Genomic DNA, 25969 nt, shown 5'->3' on the forward strand with positions numbered 1-25969 from the left:
CGCGGGGCTTTCGGCTGGCGATGGCCGCCCACATCCCTACATCCGCTCGATGGCAAATCCGACCGCAGATCTTTTCGGCACGCCCGTCCTGCCTGGGCTCGAGTATCGCGACGCGCTGCTCAGCCGGGACGAGGAGGCGATGTTGATCGCCCGGATCGACGAACAGGACTTGGCGCCGTTCCAGTTCCAGGGTTGGCTCGGCAAGCGGCTGACCAAGTCGTTCGGCTGGCATTACGACTTCGACACGAGCCGGTTCGGCGAGACCGATCCGTTGCCCGGCTGGCTGCTGCCGATCCGCCAGCGCGCCGCCGCGTTTGCAAAACTGCCCGAGGACGCGCTCGTCCAGGCGTTGCTGATCCGGTACGATCCGGGGGCGGGGATCGGCTGGCATCGCGATCGGCCGGTGTTCGAGCATGTCGTCGGCATTTCGCTGGGTGTGCCGGCGACGATGCGGTTCCGGCGGCGCAAGGCGGGCGGCTTCGACCGTGCCGCCGTGCCCCTGCCGCCGCGGTCGGTGTACCATCTCAGCGGCGAGGCGCGGCACGACTGGGAGCACAGCATCGCCGAGATGGAGGTGACACGCTGGTCGATCACCTTCCGCAGCTTTACCGCCAGCGCGCGGCCAAACCGGCGCTGACGGTTCCCTCTTCAGACGTCTAGGTTGGCGACGTTGAGCGCGTTGTCCTGGATGAACTCGCGGCGGGGTTCGACGACTTCGCCCATCAGCTGCGTGAAGATCTCGTTCGCGCTCTCGGCGTTGACCGCGGTGACGCGGAGCATCGAGCGGACCGACGGATCAAGCGTGGTTTCCCAGAGCTGTTCCGCGTTCATCTCGCCCAGACCCTTGTAGCGCTGGATCGCGAGACCCTTCCGTCCGGCGGTCAGGATCGCGTCGAGCAGGTGGCTCGGGCGCGACACCTGCGTCGAGCCGCGGGTTGCGACGACAGCGGTGGCGGAGCCGATCACACCGGCTTCGGGTTCCGCACCCTCTTCGGCGTCGGGCTCTTCCGCCTGTGACGCCTTGCTCGCGGGGACGAGATTCGAGGTGTGCGCGTAGCTCTCGGACTGTTCGCCCGACAGCGCGTGCAGTTTGCGCGCCTCGGCCGACACCAGGAAGCTCGCTTCGATGATGTGGTGGTCGGTGACGCCGCGCCATGCGCGCTGGAAGTGGATGCCGCCGTCTTCGGTCAGCACCGCAGTCCAGCGGGCATCGCCGTCATCGAGTTCGAGACGACGCGTGACGATCTCCAGACGCGAAGTACGATCCTCGACCGACGCCTCCGGATCGAAAACACCACCGAGCGCCAGCGCCTCGATCATCCCGGCATCATAGCGCTTGGGGACGTAGCGCATGAGCGTCCGCATCCGGCGCGCGTGATCGACCAGATCCTTGAGGTCACGACCCGAGCGACCGCCGCCGGGACCGTCGAGCACCATCGTGTTGACGCCGGCATCGACCAGATACTCGTCGAGCGCCGCGTCGTCCTTGAGGTACACTTCCGACCGGCCCTTGGTCGCTTTGTAGAGCGGTGGCTGGGCGATGTAGAGATAGCCGCCCTCGATGATCTTGGGCATGTGACGGTAGAACAGCGTCAGCAGCAGCGTGCGGATGTGCGCGCCGTCGACGTCTGCGTCGGTCATGATGACGATCTTGTGGTAGCGCAGCTTGTCCGCGTTGAAGTCGTCGCGGATGCCGGTGCCCATCGCGGTGATGAGCGTGCCGATCTCGCGGCTCGACAGCATGCGGTCCTCGCGCGCGCGCTCGGTGTTCAGGATCTTGCCGCGCAACGGCAGGATCGCCTGGAAATGGCGATCGCGGCCCTGCTTTGCCGAGCCGCCTGCCGAGTCACCCTCGACCAGGAACAGTTCGGACTTGGCGGGATCGCGCTCCTGGCAGTCGGCGAGCTTGCCGGGCAGCGAGGCGATGTCCATCACGCCCTTGCGACGCGTCAGTTCGCGGGCGCGCTTGGCGGCTTCGCGGGCGGCGGCGGCGTCGATGATCTTGGCGACGATCGCCTTGCCGTGCGCGGGATTCTCTTCGAGCCACTCGGCCATCTTGTCGGCCATTAGGCTTTCCAGCGGCTGGCGGACTTCGGACGAGACGAGCTTGTCCTTGGTCTGGCTGCTGAACTTGGGATCGGGCAGCTTGACCGAGACGATCGCGGTCAGGCCTTCGCGCATGTCCTCGCCGGTGAGCTGGACCTTTTCCTTCTTCAACAGCCCCGATTTCTCGGCGTAGTTGTTGAGCGTGCGGGTCAGCGCGGCGCGGAACGCGGCCATGTGCGTGCCGCCGTCGCGCTGCGGAATGTTGTTCGTGAAGGCGAGGACGTTCTCATAGTACGAGTCGTTCCACTGGAGCGCGACGTCCATCGTGACGTCGTCGCGGGTGCCGCTGATCGCGACCGGCTCCGGCATCAACGGCACCTTGGCGCGATCGAGATACTTCACGAACGCGGCGATACCGCCCTCGTAATAGAGCTCGACGGTCTTCATCTCCTCGTGCCGCGCGTCGGAGAGGAACAGACGGACGCCGGAGTTGAGGAAGGCGAGTTCGCGATACCGGTGTTCGAGCTTGTCGAAGTCAAAATCGGTGATCTTGAAGGTGGCGGGCGACGGGAAGAACGTCACGCGAGTACCTTTTTGACCCTCCGTAGCGGGTCCGACGACCTTCAATGGCGCGACCGCGTCACCGAACGCGAAGCGCATGTAATGCTCCTCGCCATTGCGCCAGATCGTCAGGTCGAGCCATTCGCTGAGCGCGTTGACGACCGAGACGCCGACGCCGTGCAGGCCGCCCGAGACCTTGTACGCGTTCTCGTCGTTCGTATTCTCGAACTTACCGCCGGCGTGGAGCTGGGTCATGATGACCTCGGCTGCGGACACGCCTTCCTCGGTATGGATGCCCGTGGGAATACCGCGGCCGTTGTCGGTGACGGAGACCGAGCCGTCGGCGTTGAGGACGATGTCGATCCGGTCGCAATGCCCGGCCAGCGCCTCGTCGATCGCGTTGTCGCTGACCTCGAACACCATGTGGTGGAGGCCGGAACCGTCGTCGGTGTCGCCGATGTACATGCCGGGGCGTTTGCGGACCGCGTCGAGGCCCTTCAGGACCTTGATCGAGTCCGCGCCATAGTCGCCCATGTTCGGGAGGTTGGGATTGTTGGTTTCGGGGTTGGATGCCATGCCGAGTATATAGGCATTCGAGGGCCGAAACGGAAGCGAAATGGCCTGTAGGGGTGAGGCGTGCCGCGCCGGAAGTGCACGAAGTGCAGACGCTGGGAGCGTTTTGCGGCGCGTGCGCACTTCGAGGGTCGGGCAGGCTGGTTTCGAGGGGGTTGGGATCGCCATGCGGGGATGGTGACAGGGGTGGGCTATGTAGGACAGCGCGCGCACCCTAGCACCGCGCCGGCGAAGGTAGCACCGCCCCGGCCAAGGCAGCACCGCCCCGGCGAAGGCCGGGGTCCAGTTGGAAAGGTCGTAGTAACGACGAACTGCACTTCGTCGGCAATGTCCCCCAATTGGGCCCCGGCCTTCGCCGGGGTGGTGTAATCTAGTGGAGGCGATGGTGTCCCTCTCCCCTTGGGGAGAGGGAGGGAGGAGCTGTAGGCGACGGAAGGGTGAGGGGGAGTTGGGGTGCGGGCCTGAGCCTCACTCCCCCTCACCCTTCCCACCGCAAGCGCGGCGGGCCCCTTCCCTCTCCCCGGAGGGGTGAGGGAGTCCTTGGTTCAGAACCGGTCGGCGCGTTGGCCTAGCAGGGTCACTTCGACGCGGCGGTTGAGGCGCATGCCGGCCGGCGTTGCGTTGGTCGCGACGGGCTGGTTCTCGCCGTGGCCGACGACGCTGAACCGCGCGCGCACCACGTCCATGTCGTCGAACGCCTGGCGGACGCTCGCCGCGCGACGCTCGGACAGGTCCTGGTTATGCGCGTCCGTCCCGCGCGAGTCGGTGAAGCCGTCGATCGCGACGCGGACACCGGGGTTGCCGCGCAAATAGCGGGCGAGCGGACGGAGCTTCTCGATCGCGCCGGGACGCAGCACGTCGCTGTCGGTGCGGAACAGCACGTCCTCCTGCAACGTCAGCGTCGCGCCGCGCGGGGTCTGGCGGAAGCCGTAGTTGCGCATCGCACCGCGGTCCCACGTCGTCGTGGTCTCGACCACCGTGGTGCCGCCGCGGTCGCCGCGATAGCCGCCCGGGTCACGCCCGTATGCATCCCAGTCGAAGCGGTCGCGGCGGGGGCCGGCGATGCGCGCGAATTCGCGGTTGGCGTCGTCGGCTTCCCGCGGGCTGATCCGGCCATCGCCGTTCGCGTCGAAGTTCGGCATCACGAATGCGCGACCACGCGGCGTATTGCGCAGTTCGGGGAAGAGCACCGGCACGCCTGCGCCTTCCAGACGATAGCCGGGGCGTAACCAGGGGGCACGGCTCATGTCGTAGCGACCCTCGGGCCGTCCGCCGTCACGGACCTGCGCGAAAACGGGGGCGGTGGTTGCTGCGACCATCAGGACGCCAAGGGCTGCGCGCGTGAAATTCCGGGTCATCTTGGTCTCTCCGTGTCTTCGATGGACGGAGCTTTGCCCGCGCCCACTTGAACGCGCGGTGAGCCTGCTCGACAGCGCGCGTTCAGCCTAACGCCCGACCGCGATCCGCGTTGCCTGCGTGCCGATCGCGTCGAACAGCGCGTCTTCGGTGCCGGTCATCCACACCTGGCCGCGGCCTGCGAGCCGAGAGAACAGCGCCGCGCGACGGGCTGGATCGAGATGTGCGGCAACCTCGTCGAGGAGGAGGACGGGGGGCTGGCCGGTGCGTTCGGCGACGAGGTCGGCGTGCGCGAGGACGATGCCGAGAAGGAGCGCCTTCTGCTCGCCGGTGGAGGCGAGCGAGGCGGCGCGGTCCTTGTCGAGGTGCGTGACGATGAGGTCGACTCGGTGCGGGCCGCTGAGCGTGCGCCCGGCAGCGGCGTCGCGCGCGCGGCCCTGGGCGAGGTCGGTTTGCAGGCGCGTGGTGTCGCCGGCCCAGCCTTCGAGTGTCAGGCCGGCGCGGGGGAATGGGCCGTCGTCCTGATGCGCGAGCCTCGTCCCGAGCAGCGTGACCGTCTCGCGCCGGGCGGCATCGACCGCGGCGCCGTGCTCGGCCATCTGCGCTTCGAGCGCGGAGAGCCAGTCGCCGTCGGGACGGCCTTCGTCGGCGAGCAGGCGATTTCGCGCACGCATCGCGGCGTCGTAGCGGGCGGCGTGGTGCGCGTGGCTCGGGGCGAGTGCGAGCGTGAGGCGGTCGAGGAAGCCGCGGCGTTCGCCGGCGGGGGCAACGAAGAGGCGGTCCATCGCCGGGGTGAGCCACAGGATCGTCAGCCACTCGGCGAGTGCGTTGGCGGTGGTGGTGGCGCCCTGGATGCGGACGATGCGGCGTTCGGGGGCTGAGGCGAGCGTGCCGGTTGCGACGTCGACTTCGCCGACTGCGGGTGCGTCCTGTTCCGCTTCTAACTCCCCTTCCGCTTGCGGGAGGGGTCGGGGGAGGGGCGCGTTTTCCTCGGGAGCGGACGCCAGTACGTACGTCGCGCCCTCCCCTAACCCCTCCCGTAAGCGGGAGGGGAATAATGTGGCCGCTACGCCGAATCCGCCTGCCCCGCCTTGTCGTGCCATCTCGCCGAGCGCGGCGCGGCGCAGCCCGCGGCCGGGGGCGAGCAGCGACACCGCCTCCAGGATATTCGTCTTGCCCGCGCCGTTCTCTCCGGTCAGCACGACGAACCCTGGTCCCGGCGCCAGCGTCAGGTCGGCGTGATTGCGAAAATCGGTAAGGACGAGGCGCGACAGCATTGCCTTGGCCTTAGAGGACTTTCAGAGCCAATTGCATCGCCCTTTTCCGTTCGCCGCGGGCGAAGTCGAAGGCGCGGTTCAAGCACCGGTGCTTCGACTTCGCTCAGCACGAACGGAGTAAGGGACCGATCTGACCAATCTGCGCCAGCAATACGCCCGGTCCACTATCGAGCCTCGCGTCAGGCGGCGATCCGCTCCGGCGCCATCGCGGGTGCGGCCGTCGCGGTCGCCGCCTTCTGCGTGCTGAGATACGACGCTAGCGCCGGCCCGAGCTCGCGCTGCGCCCGCAGATACGCGACCGGCGTGACGATCCCGAGCCGTTCGCGCGCGGCCTCCAGTGGTTCGTGGAGCAGTTCGAGATAATCCTCGCCCGACACCCACTTCGCTTTGCGGCCGTTGCGATAGCCTTCCCAGACCGCCTTGGCGAACAGCTTGCTGCCGGTGACGCGCATGCTTTTGAGTGCCGCAGCCGAACCGATCAGCGCCCAGCCGAGCCCGCCGACCTGCGCGTAGCTGAACGCTACAAGCGCCGCCTCGCCCATGCTTTCGTCCGCCTTGTAGCCGGTCAGCACGTGCCAGATGTCGTGCGTGTCGCGCACCCGCCGGCCGAACCACGCATAGGGATGCGCCATGTCGTCCTCGCTCGGCGTAAGCCGCGAAACCTCGACCAGACCGTCCGCAGAATAGCCCGTCGTCTCGAGAAAAGTGCGATACGCCGCCCCGACAGTGCCGGGCGCGAAGCTCGCGACGAACGCGGGGTCAGAGAAACGCTGCGCCAGTTCGACGCGGTCATAGGCGATCCGCCCGCCCTGCTCGGTGGCGATCAACCGCGCGTAGTTCATCGGCGCATTGCCGACGTTCAACGCGCGCATGATCCGGAACACCTGCGTGGTGTCGTCGCCGTTCGCGAGCAATTTCTTGATCGCATCGAACGCCGTACGCCAATCGCGACGACCGGTCGTACCGGGAAACGGAGGAAGCTTCGCCATCGAGTCGACTCCTTACTGACATTACTGTTAGTATTGAGCGCTGAGCGTGGAGTCAATCAGGACGGATGATCTCGGCTTGAACGAACTAACCTCTCCGCCAGCAGGTCACCTCGTTCGATCCGCTCTTTGTCAAATCCGATATGACGAATCCGCTGAAGAAAGCTTTCCTTGAATACGTCGATCAGACCTTAGCGGTTTGCAGTGCATCTTGAATATCTCTCGCCCGCTTAGCGAGTGAAGCACCGTCTCGCGTTGCATCGAAAAACGCGGGATCGTCTGGGACGACTTCCGTCAGGGACACCGCAGTGCCTGTCATGCACACCATCAACATGGCACGCTGCCCGCCTACTTCAGCGTAATCGACATCTACGCCCAGAACTGCATTGCCGCCTTGCTCGATAGCTTGGGCCCGCAGTGACGCTTTGCATAGGTTTTCGCCGTCACGCAATTTTGCGTTATATGCACCAGATTGAGTGCCAAACAGATCGGTAAAGGCAGACGCAACGTCCGAGAAAATGCCCGTCCCGGTCACTGTTTGCGCGGTAATTATTCCAAGCGGCTCATAGGTCCAACCCATCGGCTGCTGCAATGAGACGATAGGAACATGCGACAAAACCGCTGCTAGCTTGGCGCGGAGTTCGCGTGACTCCAATTCCAGCGCTTCCGTCGCATCTCGGTACAATGGATCCCCGCACTTGTTGCATGCGGCATCGCGATGCTCGGAACTGGCCAAGTTAATCACGCGAAGCCGGCCCGGAGACAAAGGTTGATTTGACGAAATCATTCCAACCTTGAGCACGGCTCCGCAATTTGAGCAGGTATCGCTCACACCCGCATCGGCATCAGCACGTACAGCGCGGGCGACTTGTCGTTCTCGCGGATCAGCGTCGGGGCGGCGGCGTCCGCCAGATGCACCTCGACCATGTCGCCGTCGATCTGCGCGAGGATGTCCATCAGATAGCGGCTGTTGAAGCCGATCTCGAACGGCAGCGCGACGTAATCGCCGGGGACTTCCTCCGCTGCAGTGCCGTTTTCGGGCGAGGTCACCGACAAGGTGATCTTGTCGCGGTCGAGCGCCATCTTCACCGCACGCGTTTTCTCCGTCGCGATCGTGGAAACGCGGTCGACGCCTTCCATGAAGCTCTTCGGATCGATCTTGAGGATCTTGTCGTTGCCGGTCGGGATCACGCGGCTGTAATCCGGGAACGTGCCGTCGATCAGCTTCGAGGTCAGGATCGCCTGGCCGAGGTCGAAGCGGATCTTGGTCGGCGACAGCGAGACGCCGACCGAGCCGTCGACCTCGTCGAGCAGTTTGCGCAGTTCACCGATGCATTTGCGCGGCACGATCACGTCGGGCATCGATTCGGCACCCTCGGGGCGCGGCAGCGTGACGCGGGCGAGACGGTGGCCGTCGGTCGCGGCGGCCTTCAGCACCGGGTTCGAGCTGTCGCCGTCGGCGACGTGCAGGAAGATCCCGTTGAGGTAATAGCGGGTCTCTTCGGTCGAAATCGCGAAGCGCGTCTTGTCGATGATCTGCTTGAGCGTCTCGGCGGGCAGTTCGAACTGGGTCGGCAGTTCGCCCTCGGCGATCACCGGGAAATCGTCGCGCGGCAGCGTGCCGAGCGAGAAGCGCGCGCGGCCTGCGACGATGCTCATCCGGCCTTCCGACGCGGCGAACTGGACCTGCGAACCTTCGGGCAGTTTCCGCGCGATGTCGAACAGCGTGTGCGCGGACACTGTGGTCGCGCCGGGCTGGTCGACCGCCGCCGCGATCGATTCGTTGATCTGGAGATCAAGGTCGGTCGCCATCAGCTTCAGCGTGCCCTCGGCGGTCGCCTCGATCAGCACGTTCGACAGGATGGGGATGGTGTTGCGCCGCTCCACCACGGACTGGACATGGCTCAGCCCCTTGAGGAGCGTTGCGCGTTCGATCGTCGCCTTCATGAAAATCCCCCATGCCGCCGCGGTCTGACTCGATACCGGGGGCAACTCCAAACCTACCTACCCAACAACAAAGGGCCGGGGCAAGCACCCCGACCCTTCGATCATGCAGGTAAATTCAGGGTTAACCGGATCAGAAGCGGAAGCCGTAGCTCGCCACGACCTGATGGCGATCCGTGTCGACGTCGAAGCGGCTGCTGGTGCCGCCGGTCGCATAGTCGATGTTGCCGCGTTCATAGTTCGAATAGCGGTATTCGAGCTTGGCATAGCTGTTCGGGCCCATCGCATGCTCGGCGCCCGCACCGACGCGCCAGCCGTCGAGCTTGAAATTATTGTCGGTGGTCTGGCTGGTGCTCCCGGCAAGCACTTCGAGCTTCGAGTTGGTGTAGCCGCCCTTGACGTACAGCATCGTCGTCGGCGTGACGACATAGCCCGCGCGCGCGCCGACATAGATGTCGCGGCCCTGCTTGACGCGGCCATAGCCAAAGTCGCTGGTGTAGTCGTTGCGGTCGCTCTTCGCGGTCGAACCGGTCAGTTCGGCTTCGGCGCCAAGCACGATGTTGTCCGACGTCGCGATATCGTAGCCGATGCCGCCGCCGTACAGCAGGCCGTCGATCTTCTGGTCGTCGCGCCCGTTGTTGTTGGACACGCTGCTGCCGGCGCCGGTGTGGTCGTAGCCGAGCGTGGCCTCGACGCGGGGGCCGGTGAAGGTCGGGTTGGTCTGCGCGAGGGCGGGTGCTGCGACTGCGGTGGTGGCGAGCAGCGAGACGGCGATGAGCGTACGCATTGAGGTTACTCCTTACTAAACTGGCACCCCATTACGCGGGGCGGACCGCTCCAATGGACCAACCGCGCGGGCGTTGCATGAACCCCAGATAAACGCGGAAATCCGTTGCTTTTGCGCCACAGGGGGTTGAAACGCGGGCCATGATTCCAAGCCAACGGCAGGGTGAAGTGGACGCCCGATCAACCGACATTCCGGCCCTACGGAAAGGTCGCGATTTCGTCGCGCGGCACGGCGAAACCGTGTTCAACGCGGCGCATCGATTGCAGGGGGATGCGGCGCATACGCCGTTGACGCGCGTTGGGTTCGCGCAGGCAGACGAACTTGGGCGGGCGTTAAGGGAACTGCTGGGGGTGAAGCCGGCGCTGACGTTGTGGGCTTCGCCGACCGGGCGGGCCTTGCAGACGCTCGCAGTGATCTGCGAACATCTGGAGCTGGATTGGCATGACGCGCGTACCGATGCCCGGTTGGTGGAGATCGACATGGGATCGTGGGGCGGGCGCTATTATGCGGACGTCGTCGACGAGGTCGGGCCGGTGATGCTGCCGGGGGGGACGCTGAAGCCTTCGCCGGACGGCGAGACCTATGCGGAGATCGCGGCACGAGTCGGCGGGTGGCTGGCGGATACGGCGGAGGATCCGGGAGATCGGCTGGTGATCATGCACGGGATTTCGAGTCGGGTGATGCTGGGCGTGATGACCGGTGCGGCGATCGATCCTATGCTCGGCGCGCCGGTTGCGAAGGGGTTGCCGCAGGGGTCGGTTACGCTGGTCGAGCATGGTCGCGCGACGGTGCCACATCTGGGTACGGGGTTCGCTCCGGCGTGAAATTCGCAGTCCTGCTGGCGTTGGCGATCGCTGCTCCGGCGGCGGCGCGTGAGACGATCGGCATCTACAAGGGTTGGGGTGCGTTTCGCGATGCCAGCCCGGCGCGGTGTTACGCGATTGCGCGGCCGGTGATGGCGGGGGGGCGTTCGTCCGGGTTTGCCGGCGTCGCGACGTGGCCAAAGCGGGGTTTGCGCGCGTCCTTGTATGTGCGGCTCAGTCGCGAGCGGGATCGATCGGCGGGGGTGACGCTGACCATCGGCGAGCGTCGATTCGCGCTGGTGGCGAATGGGCTGGATGCGTGGGCGAGCGATGCGCCGAGCGATCGAGCGATCGTGGCGGCGATGCGGTCTGGGCGGAGCATGAGTGTCGAGGCGGTCGGCGTTGGGGGGCGGCCGTTTGTCGATGTGTATGCGCTTTCGGGGGGGGCGACTGCGATCGATGCGGCCGTGTTGGCGTGTAGCGGAGGGTGAAACTTCGGGCGAGCCCCCGCCCGCTGGCACCGCCCCGGCGAAGGCCGGGGCCCAATTGGGGGACGAGTGTGACGACACTCAGTTTCCGTTACAACGACCTTTCCAACTGGGCCCCGGCCTCCGCCGGGGTGGTGGTTGTTTTAAGCTACGTCCTGCCTGATTGCGCTTACTCCACCCCCTTCCCGCAGCCAGTAGAAAAATCACGAAAATTCCGCTACGGGCTCGCGCATGCAGACCGCCGCGAACCTCATGCCTATTCCCGGGCACATCGATCCCGTGCCCGTTCCCCGCAGCTTCGTGCCGCGCAGTGATGGGCGGATCGACCTGCTCGGGCTGTCGCTCGCCGATCTGCGGATGGCGCTGGAGACGTCGCAGCTAGAGGAGAAGCAGGCCAAGCTGCGCGCGAAACAGCTGTGGCACTGGATCTATAATCGGGGCGCGACCGAGTTCTCGGCGATGACCGACATCTCGAAGACGATGCACCCGTGGCTGGAGCAGCGCTTCGTGATCAGCCGGCCCAACGTGGTCGAGGCGCAGGTGTCGACCGACGGGACGCGGAAGTGGTTGCTGCGATCGGACGATGCGCAGGATTACGAGATGGTGTTCATCCCCGACGCGGATCGCGGCACGCTGTGCGTGTCGAGCCAGGTCGGCTGCACGCTGAACTGCACCTTCTGCCACACAGGGACGATGCGACTGGTGCGCAATTTGACGCCCGCCGAGATCGTCGGCCAGGTGATGCTCGCGCGTGATTCGCTCGGCGAATGGCCGAGCCAGCCCGAGGGGCGGATGCTCACCAACATCGTGATGATGGGGATGGGCGAGCCGCTCTACAATTTCGAGAATGTCCGCGACGCGCTGAAGCTGGTGATGGACGGTGCGGGCCTTGCGCTGAGCCGCCGCCGGATCACGTTGTCGACGTCGGGCGTGGTGCCGATGATGGCGCGCGCGGGGGCCGAGATCGGCGTGAACCTCGCGGTGTCGCTGCATGCGGTGACCAAGGAAGTGCGCGACGAGATCGTGCCGCTCAACCGGAAGTACGGCATCGAGGAATTGTTGCAGGCGTGCGCGGATTATCCGGGCACGAACAACGCGCGCCGGATCACGTTCGAATATGTGATGCTGAAGGACAAGAACGACTCCGACGACGACGCGCGCGAGCTGGTGCGGTTGCTGCGGAAGTACGAACTGCCGGCGAAGGTGAACCTCATTCCGTTCAATCCTTGGCCGGGTGCGACCTACGAATGCTCGACGCCGGAGCGGATCAGGTCGTTCTCCAGCATCGTGTTCGGCGCGGGGATTTCGGCGCCGGTGCGGACGCCGCGCGGGCGCGACATCGATGCGGCATGTGGGCAGCTGAAGACCGCGTCGGAGAAGAAGAGCCGCGCGCAGATCGATCGCGAGGCCGCCGCCGAGTCCGACGCTTTTGCTTGAGTGGACTGCGGTCGCGTTGGCGGCAGGGGCTGGCGTTCTCGGCGGGGCGATGAACGCGCTGGCGGGCGGCGGCAGCTTTGCGACGATGCCGACGCTGATCGGACTCGGCGTGCCCTCGACCTTCGCCAATGCCACGAGCAACGTCTCGCTCCAGCCGGGCGCGATGGCGAGTGCGTGGGCGTACCGGCATGGGCTGCAGCCGATCTCCGGCGTCAGCATGAAGACGATGGCGGGAATTACGTTCGTCGGCGGCCTGGTCGGCAGCCTGTTGCTGGTCGCAACGTCGGCGCGTGCGTTCGACCTGATCGTGCCGTGGCTGCTGCTGTTCGCGACACTCGCGATCGCGTTCGGCACGCGCGCATCGCTGTGGCTCCGGTCGCGGGTCGAGATCGGGCCGAAGTCGCTAGTCGCGGTGCAGGCGTTGCTGGGAATTTATGGCGGGTATTTCGGCGGCGGCGTCGGATTGATGCTGACCGCCGCGTGGGGGCTGTTATCGGGCGCGACACCCGCCACGCTCGCGCCGCCGCGGACGCTGATGCTGGCGGTCGCCAACCTCGCCGCGACGATCATCTTCATCGCGACCGGGATGGTGGTGTGGGCGCTATGCGTACCGATGCTGATCGGCGGGATCGTCGGCGGGCATTTCGGCGCGAAACTCGGGTTGTTGCTGTCGCCCCAGGTGATCCGCGTGTGGACGCTGCTGGTGACGATCGCGACGACGATCGTGTTCTTCTACCGCGCCTATTCCTGAAGCCCGGTCTTCGCAGCGAGCCATTTCGCCGCGGCCTCGGGCGTTTCCTTGTCGGTATCGCGGTCGACCCGGTAGTTCGCGGCGCGCATCGCCTCGACCGGTATGCGGCCGACCATAGGCTTCAGCGCGGCGAGGAACTTGGCGTCCCCTGCCCGCTTCGGCGCGACCATCAGGATTGCGTCGTAGCCGGGGATCGCACGCCGCGGGTCGGTCAGCACGGTAAGCCCGTCCGCGGTGATCCGGCCATCGGACGAGAAGGCGGAGATGACGTCGACATTGCCGCTCTCCAGCGCGCGGTACATGAAGGTCGGGCTGTACGGCGTCGTCTTGGCGAAGCGGAGCGGATAGGCGCGCTTCACCGCGGCCCATTCGGGGCGTTCGAGGAATTCGAGATCGCTGCCGAGCGTCATGCCCGGCGCGGCCTTCACCAGATCGTCGAGGCTGGCGATGCCTTTGGACTTCGCCTCGTCGCCCTTCATCGCGAAGGCATAGGCGTTCTCGAACCCGAGCGACCCGACCAGGCCGACATGATGCTCGCGACTCGCCCAGTCGCTGATCGCGGCGACCATCGCCGGACGTTCGGGGACGTCGTTGCGCTTCATCTCGTTCGCCCAGATCGTCCCGGCATAATCGACATAGACGTCGATATCCCCGCCGGAGAGCGCCCCGAAGACGACCGCCGAGCCGAGGCCATCGCGATATTCGACGGTGTAGCCGGCCTGTTCGAGCCGGTCGCCGATCAGCCGCGCGAGGATGTATTGCTCGGCGAAGTTCTTTGCGCCCACGACGACCGTGCGGTCTGCGCCACTTTTGGGCCAGAGCGGGGCGGTCGCCGCCGCGATGCCCAACACCAGCACCACCGCGCTTGCGATCCAGAGCCAGCGGCGGCGCGCGCGGATGCCGTATTCGATCGCCCCGATCAGCGCGTCGACCGCCAGCGCGAGCGCGGCCGCCGACACGCAACCGGCGAGCACCAGCGCCCAGTTCTGCGTCTGCAACCCCGCGAAAATCATGTCGCCGAGGCTCGGCTGGCCGACCGTCGTCGACAGCGTCGCGGCACCGATCGTCCAGACCGCCGCGGTGCGGATGCCGGCGATCAGCACGGGCGCGACCAGAGGTGCCTCGACCAGCCGCAGTTTCTGCGCAGGCGTCATGCCGACCGCGTCCGCCGCCTGGATCACCGCGGGATCGATGCCGTGCAGCCCTGCCACCGCATTCCGCAGGATCGGCAGCAGCGCGTACAGAGTCAGCGCGATCAGCGACGGGAGGAAGCCCAATGCGGGGATGCCGCCCCCGACCAGCGCGGAGAGGCTGAGCAGCAGCGGATAAAATAAGGCGAGCAGCGCGAGGCTCGGGATCGTCTGGACGAGGCTCGCAAAGCCGAGCGAGACGCGCGCCACGGTCGCGTTGCGCGCGGACCAGATGCCGAGCGGCAGGCTGATCGCGATGCCGAGCAGCAGCGCCGCCGCGGACAGCAGGACATGGTTGGCGAGCAGCGGCGGCACGCGGCCGAGCGCGTCGAGGAACGCGCTCATGCGACTAGCGCCTGCAAGCGTTCGGCCTGCGCGCGCGGCACCTGGACCAGTGCCTGCGCGTCGTCGCCGCCCTTGCCGGCGACGAGGTCGGCGGGCGTGGCGTCGGCGACAATCCGCCCGGCCTTCATCACCAAGACGCGGTCGGCGAGCAGCAGCGCCTCGGCCATGTCGTGCGTGACGAGGATCGTGGTCAGCCCGAGCCGGTCGTGGAGTTCGCGGATCCGCGTGCCGAGCGCATCGCGCGTGACCGGGTCGAGCGCGCCGAACGCCTCGTCGAGCAGCAGCAGTTTAGCGCCGGGTGCGAGCGCGCGGGCGATGCCGACACGCTGGCGCTGGCCGCCCGAGAGTGCGTCGGGCATACGGCCGGCAATATCGCGGGGCAGATCGACGAGGTCTAGCAGTTCGCCGACCTTCGCCTCGTCCGTGCGGCCGGCGATGCGCAGGCCGATCGCGATGTTTTCGGCGATCGTCATGTGCGGGAACAAGCCGATATTCTGGAAGACGTAGCCGATCCGGCGGCGCAGTTCGGGCGCGGGCTCGGCGGCGACGTCGGCACCGTCGATCGTCACGCGGCCATCGCTCGGCTCGACCAGTCGGTTGAGCGTCTTCAGCAGCGTCGACTTGCCCGAACCGGACGTGCCGACGAGCGCGACGAAACTGCCGCGTGCGATCTCCAGCGAAACGCCGTCGACGGCGATCGTCGAACCGTATCGTTTGGTGACGCGTTCGAAAGCGAGCGCTGGGGAATTGTCTGGCATCTGCGCGCAGGATGCGGGAAACATACCGGAAAATCAAATGGAGAGGGTATGAGCCAGCAGGGCATTTTCATCACCGGCGGCGGATCGGGGATCGGCCGCGCCACCGCGATATTGTTCGCGCGGAAGGGCTGGCGGGTCGGGCTCGCCGACGTCAACGTCGCAGGGCTTGCCGAGACCGCCGCGCTGCTGCCCGCGGGGATGGTCAGCACCTATCAGATGGACGTGCGCGACCGCGATGCGTGGGTGGCGTCGCTCGATGCGTTCGTCGCGACTACCGGCGGGCGGCTCGACGTGCTGTTCAACAATGCCGGGATCGGATCGGGCGGACCGCTCGCGGAGACCGATTTCGCCGAGATCGACCGGGTGATCGCGATCAACCTGGTTGGCGCGCTGAACGGGGCGCGGATCGGCCATGCGTATCTGAAGCGGACGCCGGGATCGTGCCTGCTCAACACCGCGTCGGCGTCGGCGATCTATGGCTCGGCGGGGCTCGCGCCCTATTCCGCGACCAAGTTCGGGGTGCGCGCGATCACCGAGGCGCTCGACGGCGAATGGGCGGCGGACGGCATCAAGGTGCGCTCGATCGTACCGAGCTTCATCGACACGCCGCTGCTCGATTCCGCGGCGGGGAACACCAACCACTCGATCCGCGAGACGGTGACGGGTGCCGGGCTGGAGCTGACCGGCGTGGACAAGGTTGCGGAGGCAGCCTGGGCCGCGGTGCACGGCGACAAGGTCCACACGTTCGTGGGGAAGACCGCGCACCGGATGGCGTTCGCCGCGCGGTGGATGCCTGGTGCGCTGCGGAAGCGGATGCAGCGGGATATGCGGAAGTAGAGCTTCTGGTACCCCCCCGGCGGACGCCGGGGCCCAGTTGGGGAAGAGATGTAACGACGGGCGATCTTCCGCCAGCTTCGTCCCCCACCTGTGCCCCGGCCTTCGCCGGGGGGGGTGTACTATAAGGCCCCCGTAGTCTCAGGCGTCGCCGACGATCGCGTCGATCGCTTCGGCCATCTCGATATCGCGCGGTGACAGCCCGCCTGCGTCATGCGTCGTCAGCAGGATTTCCACACGGTTCCAGACGTTCTTCCACTCCGGGTGGTGGTTCGCGCGTTCGGCGATCAGCGCGACCTGCGTCATGAAGCCGAACGCCTCGACGAAATCGGCGAACACGATCGTCCGCGTGATCGCGTCGCGCGCATCGTCGTAATCCCACTCGTCGAGCCCATCGAGCGCCTCGGCCCGCTCGGTATCGTTCAGCGCTTCGATCATCGGGCTCTCCCTTGCCGCAACAGTTCGCCGACGCGTATGGCTGGCGGCATGAGCGGGCAAGCGACAATATCCGGGGAGGCCCCCGACGCCGACACGATCGAGGCGATCTGCCGCGCGACGATCGCCAGGCTGCCGCAGCAGTTCGCGGAGCATCTCGGCGACATCGTCTTCGCGGTCGAGGAGTTTGCCGACGACGAGACGCTGGCGGCGCTGGGCCTCGAACATCCGCTCGACCTGTCGGGGCTGTATCACGGCCGCCCGCTCGGCGAGAAATCGTCGATGGACGTCGCGCCGATGCCTGATCGCATCGTGCTGTACCGCCGCGCGATCCTGGAGGAATGGATCGAGACCGGCGTCCGACTAGACGATCTCGTCGCGCATGTGACGATCCACGAGATCGGCCATCATTTCGGCCTGAGCGACGACGACATGCACGCGCTGGAGGATAGCGCGACGTGAGTCTCGCGTTTCGCGACGTTGCGTGCATGCGGGGCGGAAGATTGCTGTTCTCGGGCGTGTCGTTCGACCTCGGGCCGGGCGATGCGGCGATCGTCACCGGCCCCAATGGCGTCGGCAAATCGAGCCTGATCCGCATCGCCGCCGGCCTGCTCGCGCCGTTCGAAGGCGCCGTAACCTGTGACGCGGACAAGGCGTTGCTGACCGAGGCGAGTGCGCTCGACTCGGACCGCACGCTCATCGACGCGCTCCGTTTCTGGGCCGCATTGGACACTGCGCCCGCCCCCGATACCCGGATCGCCCACGCGCTGTCCGCCCTCGATCTCGACGCGCTCGCGGGCATTCCGGTCCGCCTGCTGTCGACCGGGCAACGCCGCCGCGCGTCGATCGCACGCGTTGCCGCCAGCGGGGCGCCTGTGTGGCTGCTCGACGAACCCGCCAACGGGCTCGACACGGTGTCGATCGCCCGACTGGAAACGCTGATCGCGGAGCACCGCGCCACCGGCGGGATCGCACTGGTCGCCACGCACCTGCCGCTGGCGCTTCCCCACGCGCAGGAGATCGCGTTGTGATCGCGCTGATCCGTCGCGATCTGCGGCGCAGCGTGTCGAGCGGTGGCGCGACGCTGGTGGTCGCGTTCTTCCTGCTGGTCGCGACGTTGTTCCCGTTCGCGATCGGCCCCGACGCGGCGTTGCTCGCGCGGATCGGTGGCGGGGTAATCTGGACGGCGGCGCTGCTCGCAGCCTTGTTGCCGGTCGAGCGGCTCGTCGGTCCCGATCTGGAGGCGGGCGTGTTCGACCAGTTCGTCGTCCGCGGGATGTCGCTCGCGCTGGTCGCACTCGCAAAGACGATCGCGCACTGGCTGAGCTTCGGCCCCCCGCTGATGCTCGCCGCGGTGATCGCCGCGGGCCTGCTCAACCTGTCGGCCGACACGCTGCTCCGGGTAGAGATCGGTCTGCTGATCGGCACGCCTGGCCTTGCCGCGCTCGCGGTTGCCACCAGCGCACTGGTCGCGGGGGTGCGCGGCGGCGGGGCAGTGACGGGCCTCGTCATGCTGCCGCTCGCGGTCCCGTTGCTGATCTTCGGCGCGGGATCGCTCGACCCGGCCGGCGGCGCGGGCGCGGTGAAACTGCTCGCCGCGGTCAGCCTGGTGCTAGTCGCGGGCGCGCCGTTCCTGGCGGCGGCGGCGATCCGCGCGGGCATGGACTGAGGCGATGAGCATGACCGACGAGCAAGCCAGCCCCGTACGCGCCGGGCTGATCGGATACGGGTTCTCGGGCAAGACCTTCCATGCCCCGTTGATCGCGTCGGTCGCGGGGCTCGAGCTTCGCGCGGTGTCGTCGCGCGATGCCGACAGGGTGCAGGCGGACTTTCCGGGGATGGCGGTCCACCCCGATCCGCATGCGCTGATCGCGGCCGAGGATATCGACCTCGTTGTAATCGCGACGCCGAACGAGACGCACGCACCGCTCGCGAGGGCCGCGATCGCGGCGGGGAAGCATGTCGTGATCGACAAGCCGTTCACGCTCGACCTGGACGAAGCGCGCAGGCTTGTCGCGCTGGCGGAAGATCGGGGCGTGCTGCTGTCCGTCTTCCACAACCGCCGCTGGGACAGCGATTTCCTGACCGTGCGCGCCGCGATCGACTGCGGTATCGTCGGCGACGTCACGCATTTCGAATCGCATTTCGACCGGTTCAGGCCAGACGTCCGCGACCGCTGGCGCGAGCGATCGGGGCCGGGCAGCGGCGTCTGGTACGATCTCGGTCCGCATCTGGTCGATCAGGCGCTGCTCCTGTTCGGCCTGCCGGACCGGGTGCAGGCCTCGATCGCGGCGCAGCGCCCGGGTGCGATGACGGACGATTGGGCGCATGTCGTCCTGTCTTATGGCGCGCGCCGCGTGATCCTCCAGGCGAGCATGCTGGTCGCGGGCGGTGTCGACCGCTTCACCGTGCACGGCACCGCCGGCAGCATGACGAAGCGATGTGCCGATCGACAGGAGGCGCAGCTTTTAAGCGGAATGCGCCCGGGCGACGCGAACTGGGGCGAGGATCCCGATCCGCTCGTGATCCACGCCGCCAACGGGCAACGCGAACAGCGCGCGATACCCGGCGATCAGCGTCTTTATTACCGTGGAATCGCGGCGGCGGTTCGGGGCGCAGCGAAAAACCCGGTCGCGCCGATCGAAGCGCTAGCGGTAATGGCGGTCGTCGAGGCGGCGTTCCTGTCCGCGAAGACCGGCGCGACGACGGCATTGGCGCTGACCGATCGCGAGCGGGACGCCGCAGCCCGCGCCTTACCGACCGCGACTGTACAAATCTGAACGATCCGTCCGGGCGCCGCGCGGGTATCGAATGCGTCGCTTGCGAAGCACCTCCGGTCGGTTGCCGATCCGGATCTTCTCTGACAGGATCGCGACGTGCCCGACCCCCTTCACCATGGCCTCAACCAATCGCGGTGGCCCAAGCGGATCGGTCGGTTGATCGATGCGATCTGCCTGGTGGCGCTGATCGTGGTGATCGTCACGGTCATCTACGGCTTCTGGCTGCGCGCGATCTGGGCGCATGGCTACTACCTGGCAGTCGCAGTCGCGGTGCTCGGCGCGTTCGTCATCCTGATCGGGCTTGCGCAACAGGCGATCGCCGCGCGCGACGTGGCGACCTGGCGCGACATGGCCGAATGGCAGATCCGCGCGGCTCGGGCGGCGGCGGGACAGGGCGGCGCGACGCAGGCGGACGCCGACGACGAGATCGAGGCGAATGCCGCCTATTACGAGATCCTGATCGGTACGCTGGTCGCGCATGCCGAACAGGACGAACGGAGCATCGTCGATGAGCGGTGATCCGCATCTCGAACTCGGCGAAAGCCTGCCGCGGTTCCTGTCGCACTGGCTGGCGGCGTGCTTCGGGCATTTCCTGATGGTGCTGCTCCCGCTGATCACCGACTGGGCGCATGTGAAGAACGCGACCTGGCCGAGCTGGTGGTCGCTGCTGCTGTTCGCCGCGTCGACCTCACTGGTCGCGGCGATCATCAATGCCAATTTGCCGGTGACGCCACGCGAGATGATCAAGAGCGTCGCGCTGGGGTTTGCGCTGAACGCGACCATCGTCATGCTGCGGCTGGCGTGATTGGCGCGCGCGTGCCGCTGGTTTCGCGGCTGTTCTCCCGCGATGCGGCGCTAGGCCGCGACCAGATCGCGCCGCTCCAGCTGCTGCGTGGACTGGCGGCGTCGGGCGTCGTCGTCGAGCACCTACTGGAGCGCTATGTCCGGCGCGGTGCGATTACCCATGACCTGCCCGATTTCACGACCCGGCTCGGCCAGACCGGCGTAGCCACCTTCTTCGCGATCAGCGGCTTCATCATGGTCTATATCGCGCTGCGGGAGGAGCGGCCGCCGCCATCGGGCTGGTCGTTCCTGCGCAACCGGTTCCTGCGGGTCGCACCACTCTATTATCTGACGACGCTGATGATCGTGGCGTTCGGCTGGCTGGCGCAGGCGATGGGCGCACGGACCATTGTCGCGGCGCGCCTGCCGAACGTGGCCGAATTCCTGTTGTCGTTCGCGTTCATTCCCCACCGCGGCGCCAACGGTTTGATCCAGCCGATCTACGAGCTGGGGTGGACGCTGCATTACGAGATGTCCTTCTACCTCCTGTTCGCAGCGGGCCTCGCGGTGCTGGCGCGGCGCGGCGCGTTCCTCGTGCTGGCGGTGCTGGTGCTGCTCATCGCGGCGGGGACCGGCATCGATGCGCCACCCGACCGCGTCGGCATGTCGGTCGCCGCCTATGTCTTCACGCGGCCGATCATGGCCTATTTCGCGATCGGGATCATGATCGCGCTCGTCCGCCACCGGATCGGCGACCGCCTGCCGGTGCTGCCGATGTCGGTGATCGCATTCGTCGCCTTGGCCGCGCTGGGGGTCGCCACTATCGACTCGAACCAGGTCGTCGCGATGGCGGCAATCGCAGGAGCAGTGGCGGTGACCGTGCTCACGACGCCCGCGACGACGCGACGGTCGGACGGGTTCGCGGCCTTCTCGCGTGCGTTCGGCAATGCGTCCTACAGCATCTATCTCACGCACAGCTTCGTGCTGGGCGCATTCGCGTCGGCGACCGTGTCGATCGTTGCATCCGGCCTACCGGCGCTGCTCGCGATGGCGGTGCTCGCCTGTGCAGTGTGCTTCGGCGTGGGGTGGCTGTCCTGGCGGCTGATCGAGCTGCCGATCGCGGAAGCGTTGCGTGGACGGCGTCCGTCCAGGGCCGAACTCGTCGCCCCCTGAGGTTAGTTGGCGGTAGGCGATACCGGCAGGACGCGGCGCTCTGGAGTCGGCGGCGAAGCGCTGCTGTCGCCGACTTCGGGACCACGCGGCAGCACGCGACGTTCGCCAAGGCTGACCGTCGGCACCGGGGAATCGTCGGGCAGGCTGGCGCGATAGCCGCTGAGGACGGGTCGCTCACTCGGCGCAACGGCACCGGATACGGTGGCCACCGTAGCCGCTGCGTCCGTCGCCGTCGGGGTAACGACGGTTGCGGGCAGGGTCATCGCCGGTTCGTTGCCCGCATAGACGCCGCGAAATGCACCGCCCCGCCCGGCCGGACCGTTCCAGCGGTAGAAGATGTGCGCGCCGATCGCCGCGACCTTTTCCAGGCTTGATGCCCAATACGGCACGACGTAGTTGGCGTGATAATGCGTCGTCCAGCCGACCGGGGCGAACACCGCGCCGCCCAGTGCCGACGTCGCGATCCGCGAGGCGCGCAGCCAGCCCTTCTGCGACGGTAACCGGCCAAGCGCGCCATCGCAGACGAAGGTGAACTGGCAGCCGGTCCTGCGTTGCGATCCGTCGAGGACGACGCCGCAGACCGTCTTGGGATACGCGGGATGGCGCACCCGGTTGAGGATGACTTGCGCCACCGCGCGCTCGCCATCGTCCGATTCGCTGCCCGCCTCGTAATAGACCGCCATCGTCAGGCACTGTAGCGAACGGCTGTAATCTTCCGCCTTGCCAGTCCGCAGCGCGAAGGTGGACGCCGATTCGACGCGCTTCGCCACGGTCGGCGCGGCAGCGTTCCAGGCCACCGCCTGCTCGGGCGTCAGCGGGCGCATCGTCTTCGGTGCGAACGGTGCCTCGATCCGCGCGGTGCTCGCCCAGCGCGTGCCACCGGTCGCGTCGAACGTCTTGTCCGGCGGCGTCCGGAGGCTGACGACTGCGACAATGATCGATCCTCCGATCAGGATCAGCGCCAGCAGGGCGGGCACGATCACGCCCAGGTGAAACCGACGCACCGGCGGCAGCGACGAAACGGTGTTCGGATCGAGGATCAGCGTCGAGGGCGCCGGCTCGTGCGACGCGGGCGCCTGTCGCCGAATAAGGTCGAGAAGAGCCATTGCTTCGTCGGGTGTTAGTGAATTGAAGCGCACCGCGCCAGCGCGTAACGACGGGCGATCATGGTCATGCCCCTCGTCCTGCTGCTCGCCGCGCCGCTGTTGGTCCAGTCCCAGAAACCCAATGGGCCGGTGCCGCAGGCTTCCGCCCCGCAAGCTTCGACCTCGCAAGTATCCGCGGGGCCGCTCGCCGGGGGGTTGTTCAGCGCGGGGCAGCTGCGGCAGCGCTGTTTGTCCAACGTGCCGGCCGACGCGTCCTATTGCTTCGCCTATATCACCGGCGTGCATGACACGGTCCGCGCGTACGAGGCGTGGCTGAACCAGCGCGAATTCTGCGTGCCCCGGCATGTCCCGCAGGGCGATTTGCGCCAGGCGTTCATCGACTATCTGCGCGACAAGCCTTCCGACCTGTCCGGCGAAGCAGCCTCGGTCGTCGTCGTCGCGCTGAAGATTCGCTATGCCTGCGGTAGCGGCTCGCGCGGGACGCCGCCTGCCCCGTCTCGGAGCGGCAAACCCTGACCCGCGCTAGCTACTCCGGCCCAAACCGGAGCAGCGGTTCGGCTTATTTCGACGCGTCGTCGTAGCGATAGCGGTAATAATCGTAAGACTGACCGAAGCCCGCCTTCTTGGCGTTGTACTTGGTCATGACGCAGCCGATCACGGTGCCGCCGGCGCGGAGCAGGCGGGACACGGCGTTGCGTGCCTGTCCGAAATGCGCGCTCGAGGCTTCGGCGACGAACACGGTGGCCTGTGCGGCGGCCGTCAACTGCGCCGCGTCGGCGAGTGCAAGGACCGGCGGACCATCGACGATCACGACATCGTAGTCCGCCTCCAGCGCGGCGAGCAGATCCTGCATCGCCGTCCCCGCGAACAGCGTCGCGGGATCCGGTGGCAGCCGCCCGCTCGGCAGGAAGCTGAGCCCGGGGAACGCGGTCGGCAGGATCGACGCGCCGCGTTCGGTCATCCGCGCAAGGACCGACGAAAGGCCGATCTCGGGCAAGGTGATCCCCAGCGTGCGGTGCAGCGACGGACGCCGCAAATCCGCATCGACCAGCAGGACGCGGCGGCCGAGCCCGGCGAAGTCGCGCGCAAGGGCGAACGAGGTGGTCGACTTGCCCTCCGACTTGCTGCTGCCGGTGACGAGGATCGACCGCGGCGGACCCTGGTTCGACGACAGCTCGATCGACGTCCGGATCGCGTGATACGCCTCGGCGATCTCCGACTTCGGATTGTTGAGCGCGTCGAGCGGCGAATCGCCCCGCGTGTCGGGCACGACGCCGAGCAGCGGGATGTGCAGCTTCTGCTCGACGTCCTGCGGATCGCGGATCGAATCGTCGAGATAGTCCCGACCGAACGCATACAGCATCGCCAGCGCGAGCCCGGCGATCAGCGCGAGCGCGACGTTCAACAGCGGCCGCGGCGACGTCGGACGACGGGGCTGTTCGGCGGTATCGACGCTGGAGACGTTGTTGGTCGTGATCCCCGCCTCGGCGCTGACTTCCTTGTAGCGCTGGAGCAGGCCTTCATAGAGCTGGCGGTTGGTATCCACCTCGCGGCGCAGGATATTGTAGCGAACGCTGCGGCCCTGCTCGGCGAGCGTGGCGCCCTGAAGCGCGGTGACCTGCTGGATGAGCGCGCGGTTCTGACGCTCGGCGGTCAGATACTGGTTCTCGATCGACTTGCGCGTTACCTCCGCAAGCTGGCGGATCTGCTGGTCGAGCGTGGCGATCTCGGCAAGCGCCTGGATCACGACCGGGTGGTCGGGCTTCAGGCGACGGCGGACTTCGCTGAGGCTGGCGATATCCTCGGCGCGCTTCTGCGACAGGCGTTGGACCGCCTCGTTCGACTGCACTTCGGGCAGCGACATCAGCGGCGCCCGACGCGCCTGCTCCCACCGCGCACGTGTCCGCAGGCGGTTGGCCTCCGACGTCGCCGAATCGGCGTTGAGCTGGATGAGATTGGCGGTGACGAGCGAGCGCGGCGCGTTGTCCGCTTCCTGCTGGCGCGCGCCCGCGCTGGCATCGATCAATCGCGCCGATCGGGCGTAGGCGATCAGGTCGCGCTCCGACCCTTCGAGGCGGGTCTTTGCGAGGCCGAGCTGGTTCTGGAGGAACCGGCGGGAATAGGACGACGCGGAGAATTTCCGCTGGATATTCCCCTCGATGAAATTGGTCGCGTAGCTGTTGGCGATCTCTGCGGCGAGCGCGGGGTCGCGGCTGGTGAAGATGATGTGGACGACGCGCGAGTTGCGGCGAAGGTCGATCGTCAGGTTCCTTTGCAGGACGTCGACGACCTGATCGGCAAGGCTGGCATCGCCCGGCTTGATCTCGATCTGGCGCGCGCCGGTCATCCGCTTGAGGAAATCGTCGTTCGCACTCAGCGCAAGGCTGTCCGAAACGCGGCGCGCGATCGCCCGGCTGTTGAGCACGTCCGCCTGCGTCTGGAGGAAGCGATCGGCGTCACTGCCGGCGACCTGCGGCTCCGAATCCTCGGTGCCGAGAACCTTGGCAACCTGCTGGTCGATCTGGATGCTCGACTGCGCGGTGTACTTGCGCGGCATCAGCAACGCGGAGGCGATGCCGAGCATCAGCGCGACGCCGACGATCGCGATCATCATGTAGCGATTGCGGAAGATCGTCGCCCAGACTGCGCGAAGATCGATCGCCGGTTCGTCCTCCTCGCCCTCGGGAACGGAAAAATCCTCGCGCTCGGCGAAATTCGACCCAGGGGCCGAACCGAAGTTCCGCCGGTCGTTCGGCGTGAGAGCGCCCTGAGAGACGTCGACACTCCCCATGAGTCAGTTCTCTTCCTGTGATCTTAGAATTGCGCGAAGACGCCGAAGCCCGCGAGCAACGGTGCCGCGCGCAGAATATCATGCCAGGCCGACTTGCCCGTCGAATGACCGACGATGATCGTGTCGCGAGCCGCGATCGCGGGATCGGCATCGTCACCGCGGCGGATGCGCTTCAGATCGAACACCGCCCCCATCCGCTTGCCGTCGATGTAGCGGATCACAATCACCTCGCGCAACGACGCGTCCTCGCTCTCGCCCTTGGCGAGCGCGATCGTGTCGAGCAGCGTGGTCGGCCCGGAAATCGGATAGATGCCCGGCTCCTTGACGTCGCCCTGCACGGTGACGCGCTGCGCAACCGAACTGGCGACGGTGACCGTGACTTGCGGATTGACGTAGAACCGCTCGGCCAGCTTCGCGGCGAGCAGGTCGGCGAGCTGCGTGCTGGTGTTGCCGGCTGCCTGGATCCGTCCGATCAACGGCATCGATATAACGCCCGCGGCATCGACGACGACCCCACGCGTCGAAATGTCGGCTTCCTGGAACACGACGATGTCCAGCGTATCGAGCGCGCCGATACGATAATCCTGCACCCGTGGCGCCCCCACAGGCGCCGGGATCGTCTCATACGCGGCTTCGCCGGTTCGGAGGTTAGGGCCGACATTATCGTCGGCGCACGCGCCGAGCATGGCGCTCAGCGCGACCACCCCTATCAAGGTCGCTCGCATCCGTTGATCTTGCCCCTTTGGAATGACGAACCCTCGCACT

At 66.9% G+C, this 25969-nt stretch carries 27 protein-coding genes; 14 read left to right on the plus strand and 13 right to left on the minus strand.

Annotation, left to right across the window (positions count from 1 at the left end; translation table 11 throughout):
• Positions 1-49: 49 nt before the first annotated feature.
• Positions 50-637 carry an alpha-ketoglutarate-dependent dioxygenase AlkB gene (locus tag O6X71_RS11520; RefSeq protein ID WP_353466002.1) on the plus strand — a complete coding sequence of 196 codons (588 nt, stop codon included), beginning with the start codon at positions 50-52 and terminating at the stop codon, positions 635-637.
• Positions 638-648: 11 nt separating this feature from the next.
• Here O6X71_RS11520 and gyrB read toward each other — a convergent pair whose 3' ends face one another.
• The 7 genes from gyrB to O6X71_RS11555 form a co-directional block, all read right to left on the minus strand.
• Positions 649-3183 (minus strand): DNA topoisomerase (ATP-hydrolyzing) subunit B, encoded by a 2535-nt coding sequence (gene gyrB, locus O6X71_RS11525; protein ID WP_353466003.1) that lies wholly within the window; start codon positions 3181-3183, stop codon positions 649-651.
• A 542-nt stretch (positions 3184-3725) separates the two neighbouring features.
• Positions 3726-4538 (minus strand): OmpA family protein, encoded by an 813-nt coding sequence (locus tag O6X71_RS11530; protein WP_353466004.1) that lies wholly within the window; start codon positions 4536-4538, stop codon positions 3726-3728.
• Between the two features lie 87 nt (positions 4539-4625).
• A complete protein-coding gene (locus O6X71_RS11535; RefSeq protein WP_353466005.1) occupies positions 4626-5813 on the minus strand; it encodes a DNA replication/repair protein RecF in 1188 nt (395 codons plus the stop codon).
• Positions 5814-5992: 179 nt separating this feature from the next.
• The gene (locus O6X71_RS11540) at positions 5993-6802 is read right to left on the minus strand and encodes a Coq4 family protein (protein ID WP_353466006.1); all 810 of its coding nucleotides are present in this window, start codon (positions 6800-6802) and stop codon (positions 5993-5995) included.
• A gap of 181 nt (positions 6803-6983) precedes the next feature.
• Positions 6984-7631 (minus strand): YbjQ family protein, encoded by a 648-nt coding sequence (locus O6X71_RS11545; protein ID WP_353466007.1) that lies wholly within the window; start codon positions 7629-7631, stop codon positions 6984-6986.
• Positions 7628-8746: a DNA polymerase III subunit beta gene (gene dnaN / locus O6X71_RS11550; protein WP_353466008.1), complete on the minus strand. Its 1119-nt coding sequence runs from the start codon at positions 8744-8746 to the stop codon at positions 7628-7630. The genes O6X71_RS11545 and dnaN overlap by 4 nt, the downstream gene beginning before the upstream one ends.
• 130 nt (positions 8747-8876) lie before the next feature.
• Positions 8877-9530 (minus strand): outer membrane protein, encoded by a 654-nt coding sequence (locus tag O6X71_RS11555; RefSeq protein ID WP_353466009.1) that lies wholly within the window; start codon positions 9528-9530, stop codon positions 8877-8879.
• A 140-nt stretch (positions 9531-9670) separates the two neighbouring features.
• Here O6X71_RS11555 and O6X71_RS11560 point away from each other — a divergent pair, with 140 nt between their 5' ends.
• The 4 genes from O6X71_RS11560 (at position 9671) to O6X71_RS11575 (ending at position 13009) form a co-directional block, all read left to right on the plus strand.
• Positions 9671-10354, plus strand: coding sequence for a histidine phosphatase family protein (locus O6X71_RS11560; protein WP_353466010.1), 684 nt, complete (start codon positions 9671-9673; stop codon positions 10352-10354).
• Positions 10351-10824: a hypothetical protein gene (locus O6X71_RS11565; RefSeq protein WP_353466011.1), complete on the plus strand. Its 474-nt coding sequence runs from the start codon at positions 10351-10353 to the stop codon at positions 10822-10824. Before O6X71_RS11560 ends, O6X71_RS11565 begins: the two co-directional genes overlap by 4 nt.
• Before the next feature lie 228 nt (positions 10825-11052).
• On the plus strand, positions 11053-12258 hold the full coding sequence (rlmN, locus tag O6X71_RS11570) for a 23S rRNA (adenine(2503)-C(2))-methyltransferase RlmN (RefSeq protein ID WP_353466012.1): 1206 nt from the start codon (positions 11053-11055) through the stop codon (positions 12256-12258).
• Positions 12251-13009, plus strand: a complete 759-nt coding sequence (locus O6X71_RS11575; RefSeq protein WP_120299573.1) for a sulfite exporter TauE/SafE family protein — start codon at positions 12251-12253, stop codon at positions 13007-13009. Before rlmN ends, O6X71_RS11575 begins: the two co-directional genes overlap by 8 nt.
• Here the strand turns inward: O6X71_RS11575 and O6X71_RS11580 are convergent.
• Complete coding sequence (locus tag O6X71_RS11580) at positions 13000-14544, minus strand: ABC transporter permease/substrate-binding protein (protein WP_353466013.1); 1545 nt, start codon at positions 14542-14544, stop codon at positions 13000-13002. The two genes, O6X71_RS11575 and O6X71_RS11580, sit on opposite strands and share 10 nt — an antisense overlap.
• The gene (locus tag O6X71_RS11585; protein WP_353466014.1) at positions 14541-15302 is read right to left on the minus strand and encodes an ABC transporter ATP-binding protein; all 762 of its coding nucleotides are present in this window, start codon (positions 15300-15302) and stop codon (positions 14541-14543) included. Before O6X71_RS11585 ends, O6X71_RS11580 begins: the two co-directional genes overlap by 4 nt.
• A gap of 48 nt (positions 15303-15350) precedes the next feature.
• Here O6X71_RS11585 and O6X71_RS11590 point away from each other — a divergent pair, with 48 nt between their 5' ends.
• On the plus strand, positions 15351-16139 hold the full coding sequence (locus O6X71_RS11590; RefSeq protein WP_353466015.1) for an SDR family oxidoreductase: 789 nt from the start codon (positions 15351-15353) through the stop codon (positions 16137-16139).
• 138 nt (positions 16140-16277) lie between these two features.
• On the opposite strand, the gene O6X71_RS11595 is transcribed toward O6X71_RS11590, so the two are convergent.
• Positions 16278-16574 (minus strand): 4a-hydroxytetrahydrobiopterin dehydratase, encoded by a 297-nt coding sequence (locus O6X71_RS11595; protein WP_055881974.1) that lies wholly within the window; start codon positions 16572-16574, stop codon positions 16278-16280.
• Between the two features lie 48 nt (positions 16575-16622).
• Here O6X71_RS11595 and O6X71_RS11600 point away from each other — a divergent pair, with 48 nt between their 5' ends.
• From O6X71_RS11600 to O6X71_RS11630, 7 genes are all read left to right on the plus strand, one after another.
• Positions 16623-17033, plus strand: a complete 411-nt coding sequence (locus tag O6X71_RS11600; RefSeq protein ID WP_353466016.1) for a metallopeptidase family protein — start codon at positions 16623-16625, stop codon at positions 17031-17033.
• A gap of 26 nt (positions 17034-17059) precedes the next feature.
• Positions 17060-17602, plus strand: a complete 543-nt coding sequence (ccmA, locus tag O6X71_RS11605; protein WP_353466239.1) for a heme ABC exporter ATP-binding protein CcmA — start codon at positions 17060-17062, stop codon at positions 17600-17602.
• Positions 17599-18240, plus strand: a complete 642-nt coding sequence (locus tag O6X71_RS11610; RefSeq protein WP_253071691.1) for a heme exporter protein CcmB — start codon at positions 17599-17601, stop codon at positions 18238-18240. The genes ccmA and O6X71_RS11610 overlap by 4 nt, the downstream gene beginning before the upstream one ends.
• Positions 18241-18250: 10 nt before the next feature.
• A complete protein-coding gene (locus tag O6X71_RS11615; RefSeq protein WP_353466017.1) occupies positions 18251-19351 on the plus strand; it encodes an oxidoreductase in 1101 nt (366 codons plus the stop codon).
• Between the two features lie 96 nt (positions 19352-19447).
• Positions 19448-19870: a hypothetical protein gene (locus O6X71_RS11620; protein WP_353466018.1), complete on the plus strand. Its 423-nt coding sequence runs from the start codon at positions 19448-19450 to the stop codon at positions 19868-19870.
• The gene (locus tag O6X71_RS11625; protein WP_056061473.1) at positions 19860-20156 is read left to right on the plus strand and encodes a hypothetical protein; all 297 of its coding nucleotides are present in this window, start codon (positions 19860-19862) and stop codon (positions 20154-20156) included. The genes O6X71_RS11620 and O6X71_RS11625 overlap by 11 nt, the downstream gene beginning before the upstream one ends.
• Positions 20157-20167: 11 nt before the next feature.
• Entirely contained in the window at positions 20168-21307 is a 1140-nt protein-coding gene (locus tag O6X71_RS11630) for an acyltransferase family protein (protein WP_353466019.1), read from the plus strand.
• Positions 21308-21309: 2 nt separating this feature from the next.
• Here the strand turns inward: O6X71_RS11630 and O6X71_RS11635 are convergent, their stop codons facing one another.
• Positions 21310-22413, minus strand: coding sequence for a cell wall hydrolase (locus O6X71_RS11635; protein WP_353466020.1), 1104 nt, complete (start codon positions 22411-22413; stop codon positions 21310-21312).
• A gap of 60 nt (positions 22414-22473) precedes the next feature.
• On the opposite strand from O6X71_RS11635, the gene O6X71_RS11640 reads away from it, so the two are divergent.
• Entirely contained in the window at positions 22474-22929 is a 456-nt protein-coding gene (locus O6X71_RS11640; RefSeq protein ID WP_353466021.1) for a Rap1a/Tai family immunity protein, read from the plus strand.
• A gap of 43 nt (positions 22930-22972) precedes the next feature.
• On the opposite strand, the gene O6X71_RS11645 is transcribed toward O6X71_RS11640, so the two are convergent.
• Positions 22973-25204, minus strand: a complete 2232-nt coding sequence (locus O6X71_RS11645) for a GumC family protein (protein ID WP_353466022.1) — start codon at positions 25202-25204, stop codon at positions 22973-22975.
• A 23-nt stretch (positions 25205-25227) separates the two neighbouring features.
• Positions 25228-25929, minus strand: a complete 702-nt coding sequence (locus tag O6X71_RS11650) for a polysaccharide biosynthesis/export family protein (protein ID WP_082441380.1) — start codon at positions 25927-25929, stop codon at positions 25228-25230.
• Positions 25930-25969 lie beyond the last annotated feature (40 nt).

This window comes from Sphingomonas faeni (assembly GCF_040407505.1).
Classification (GTDB): Bacteria; Pseudomonadota; Alphaproteobacteria; order Sphingomonadales; family Sphingomonadaceae; genus Sphingomonas; species Sphingomonas faeni_E.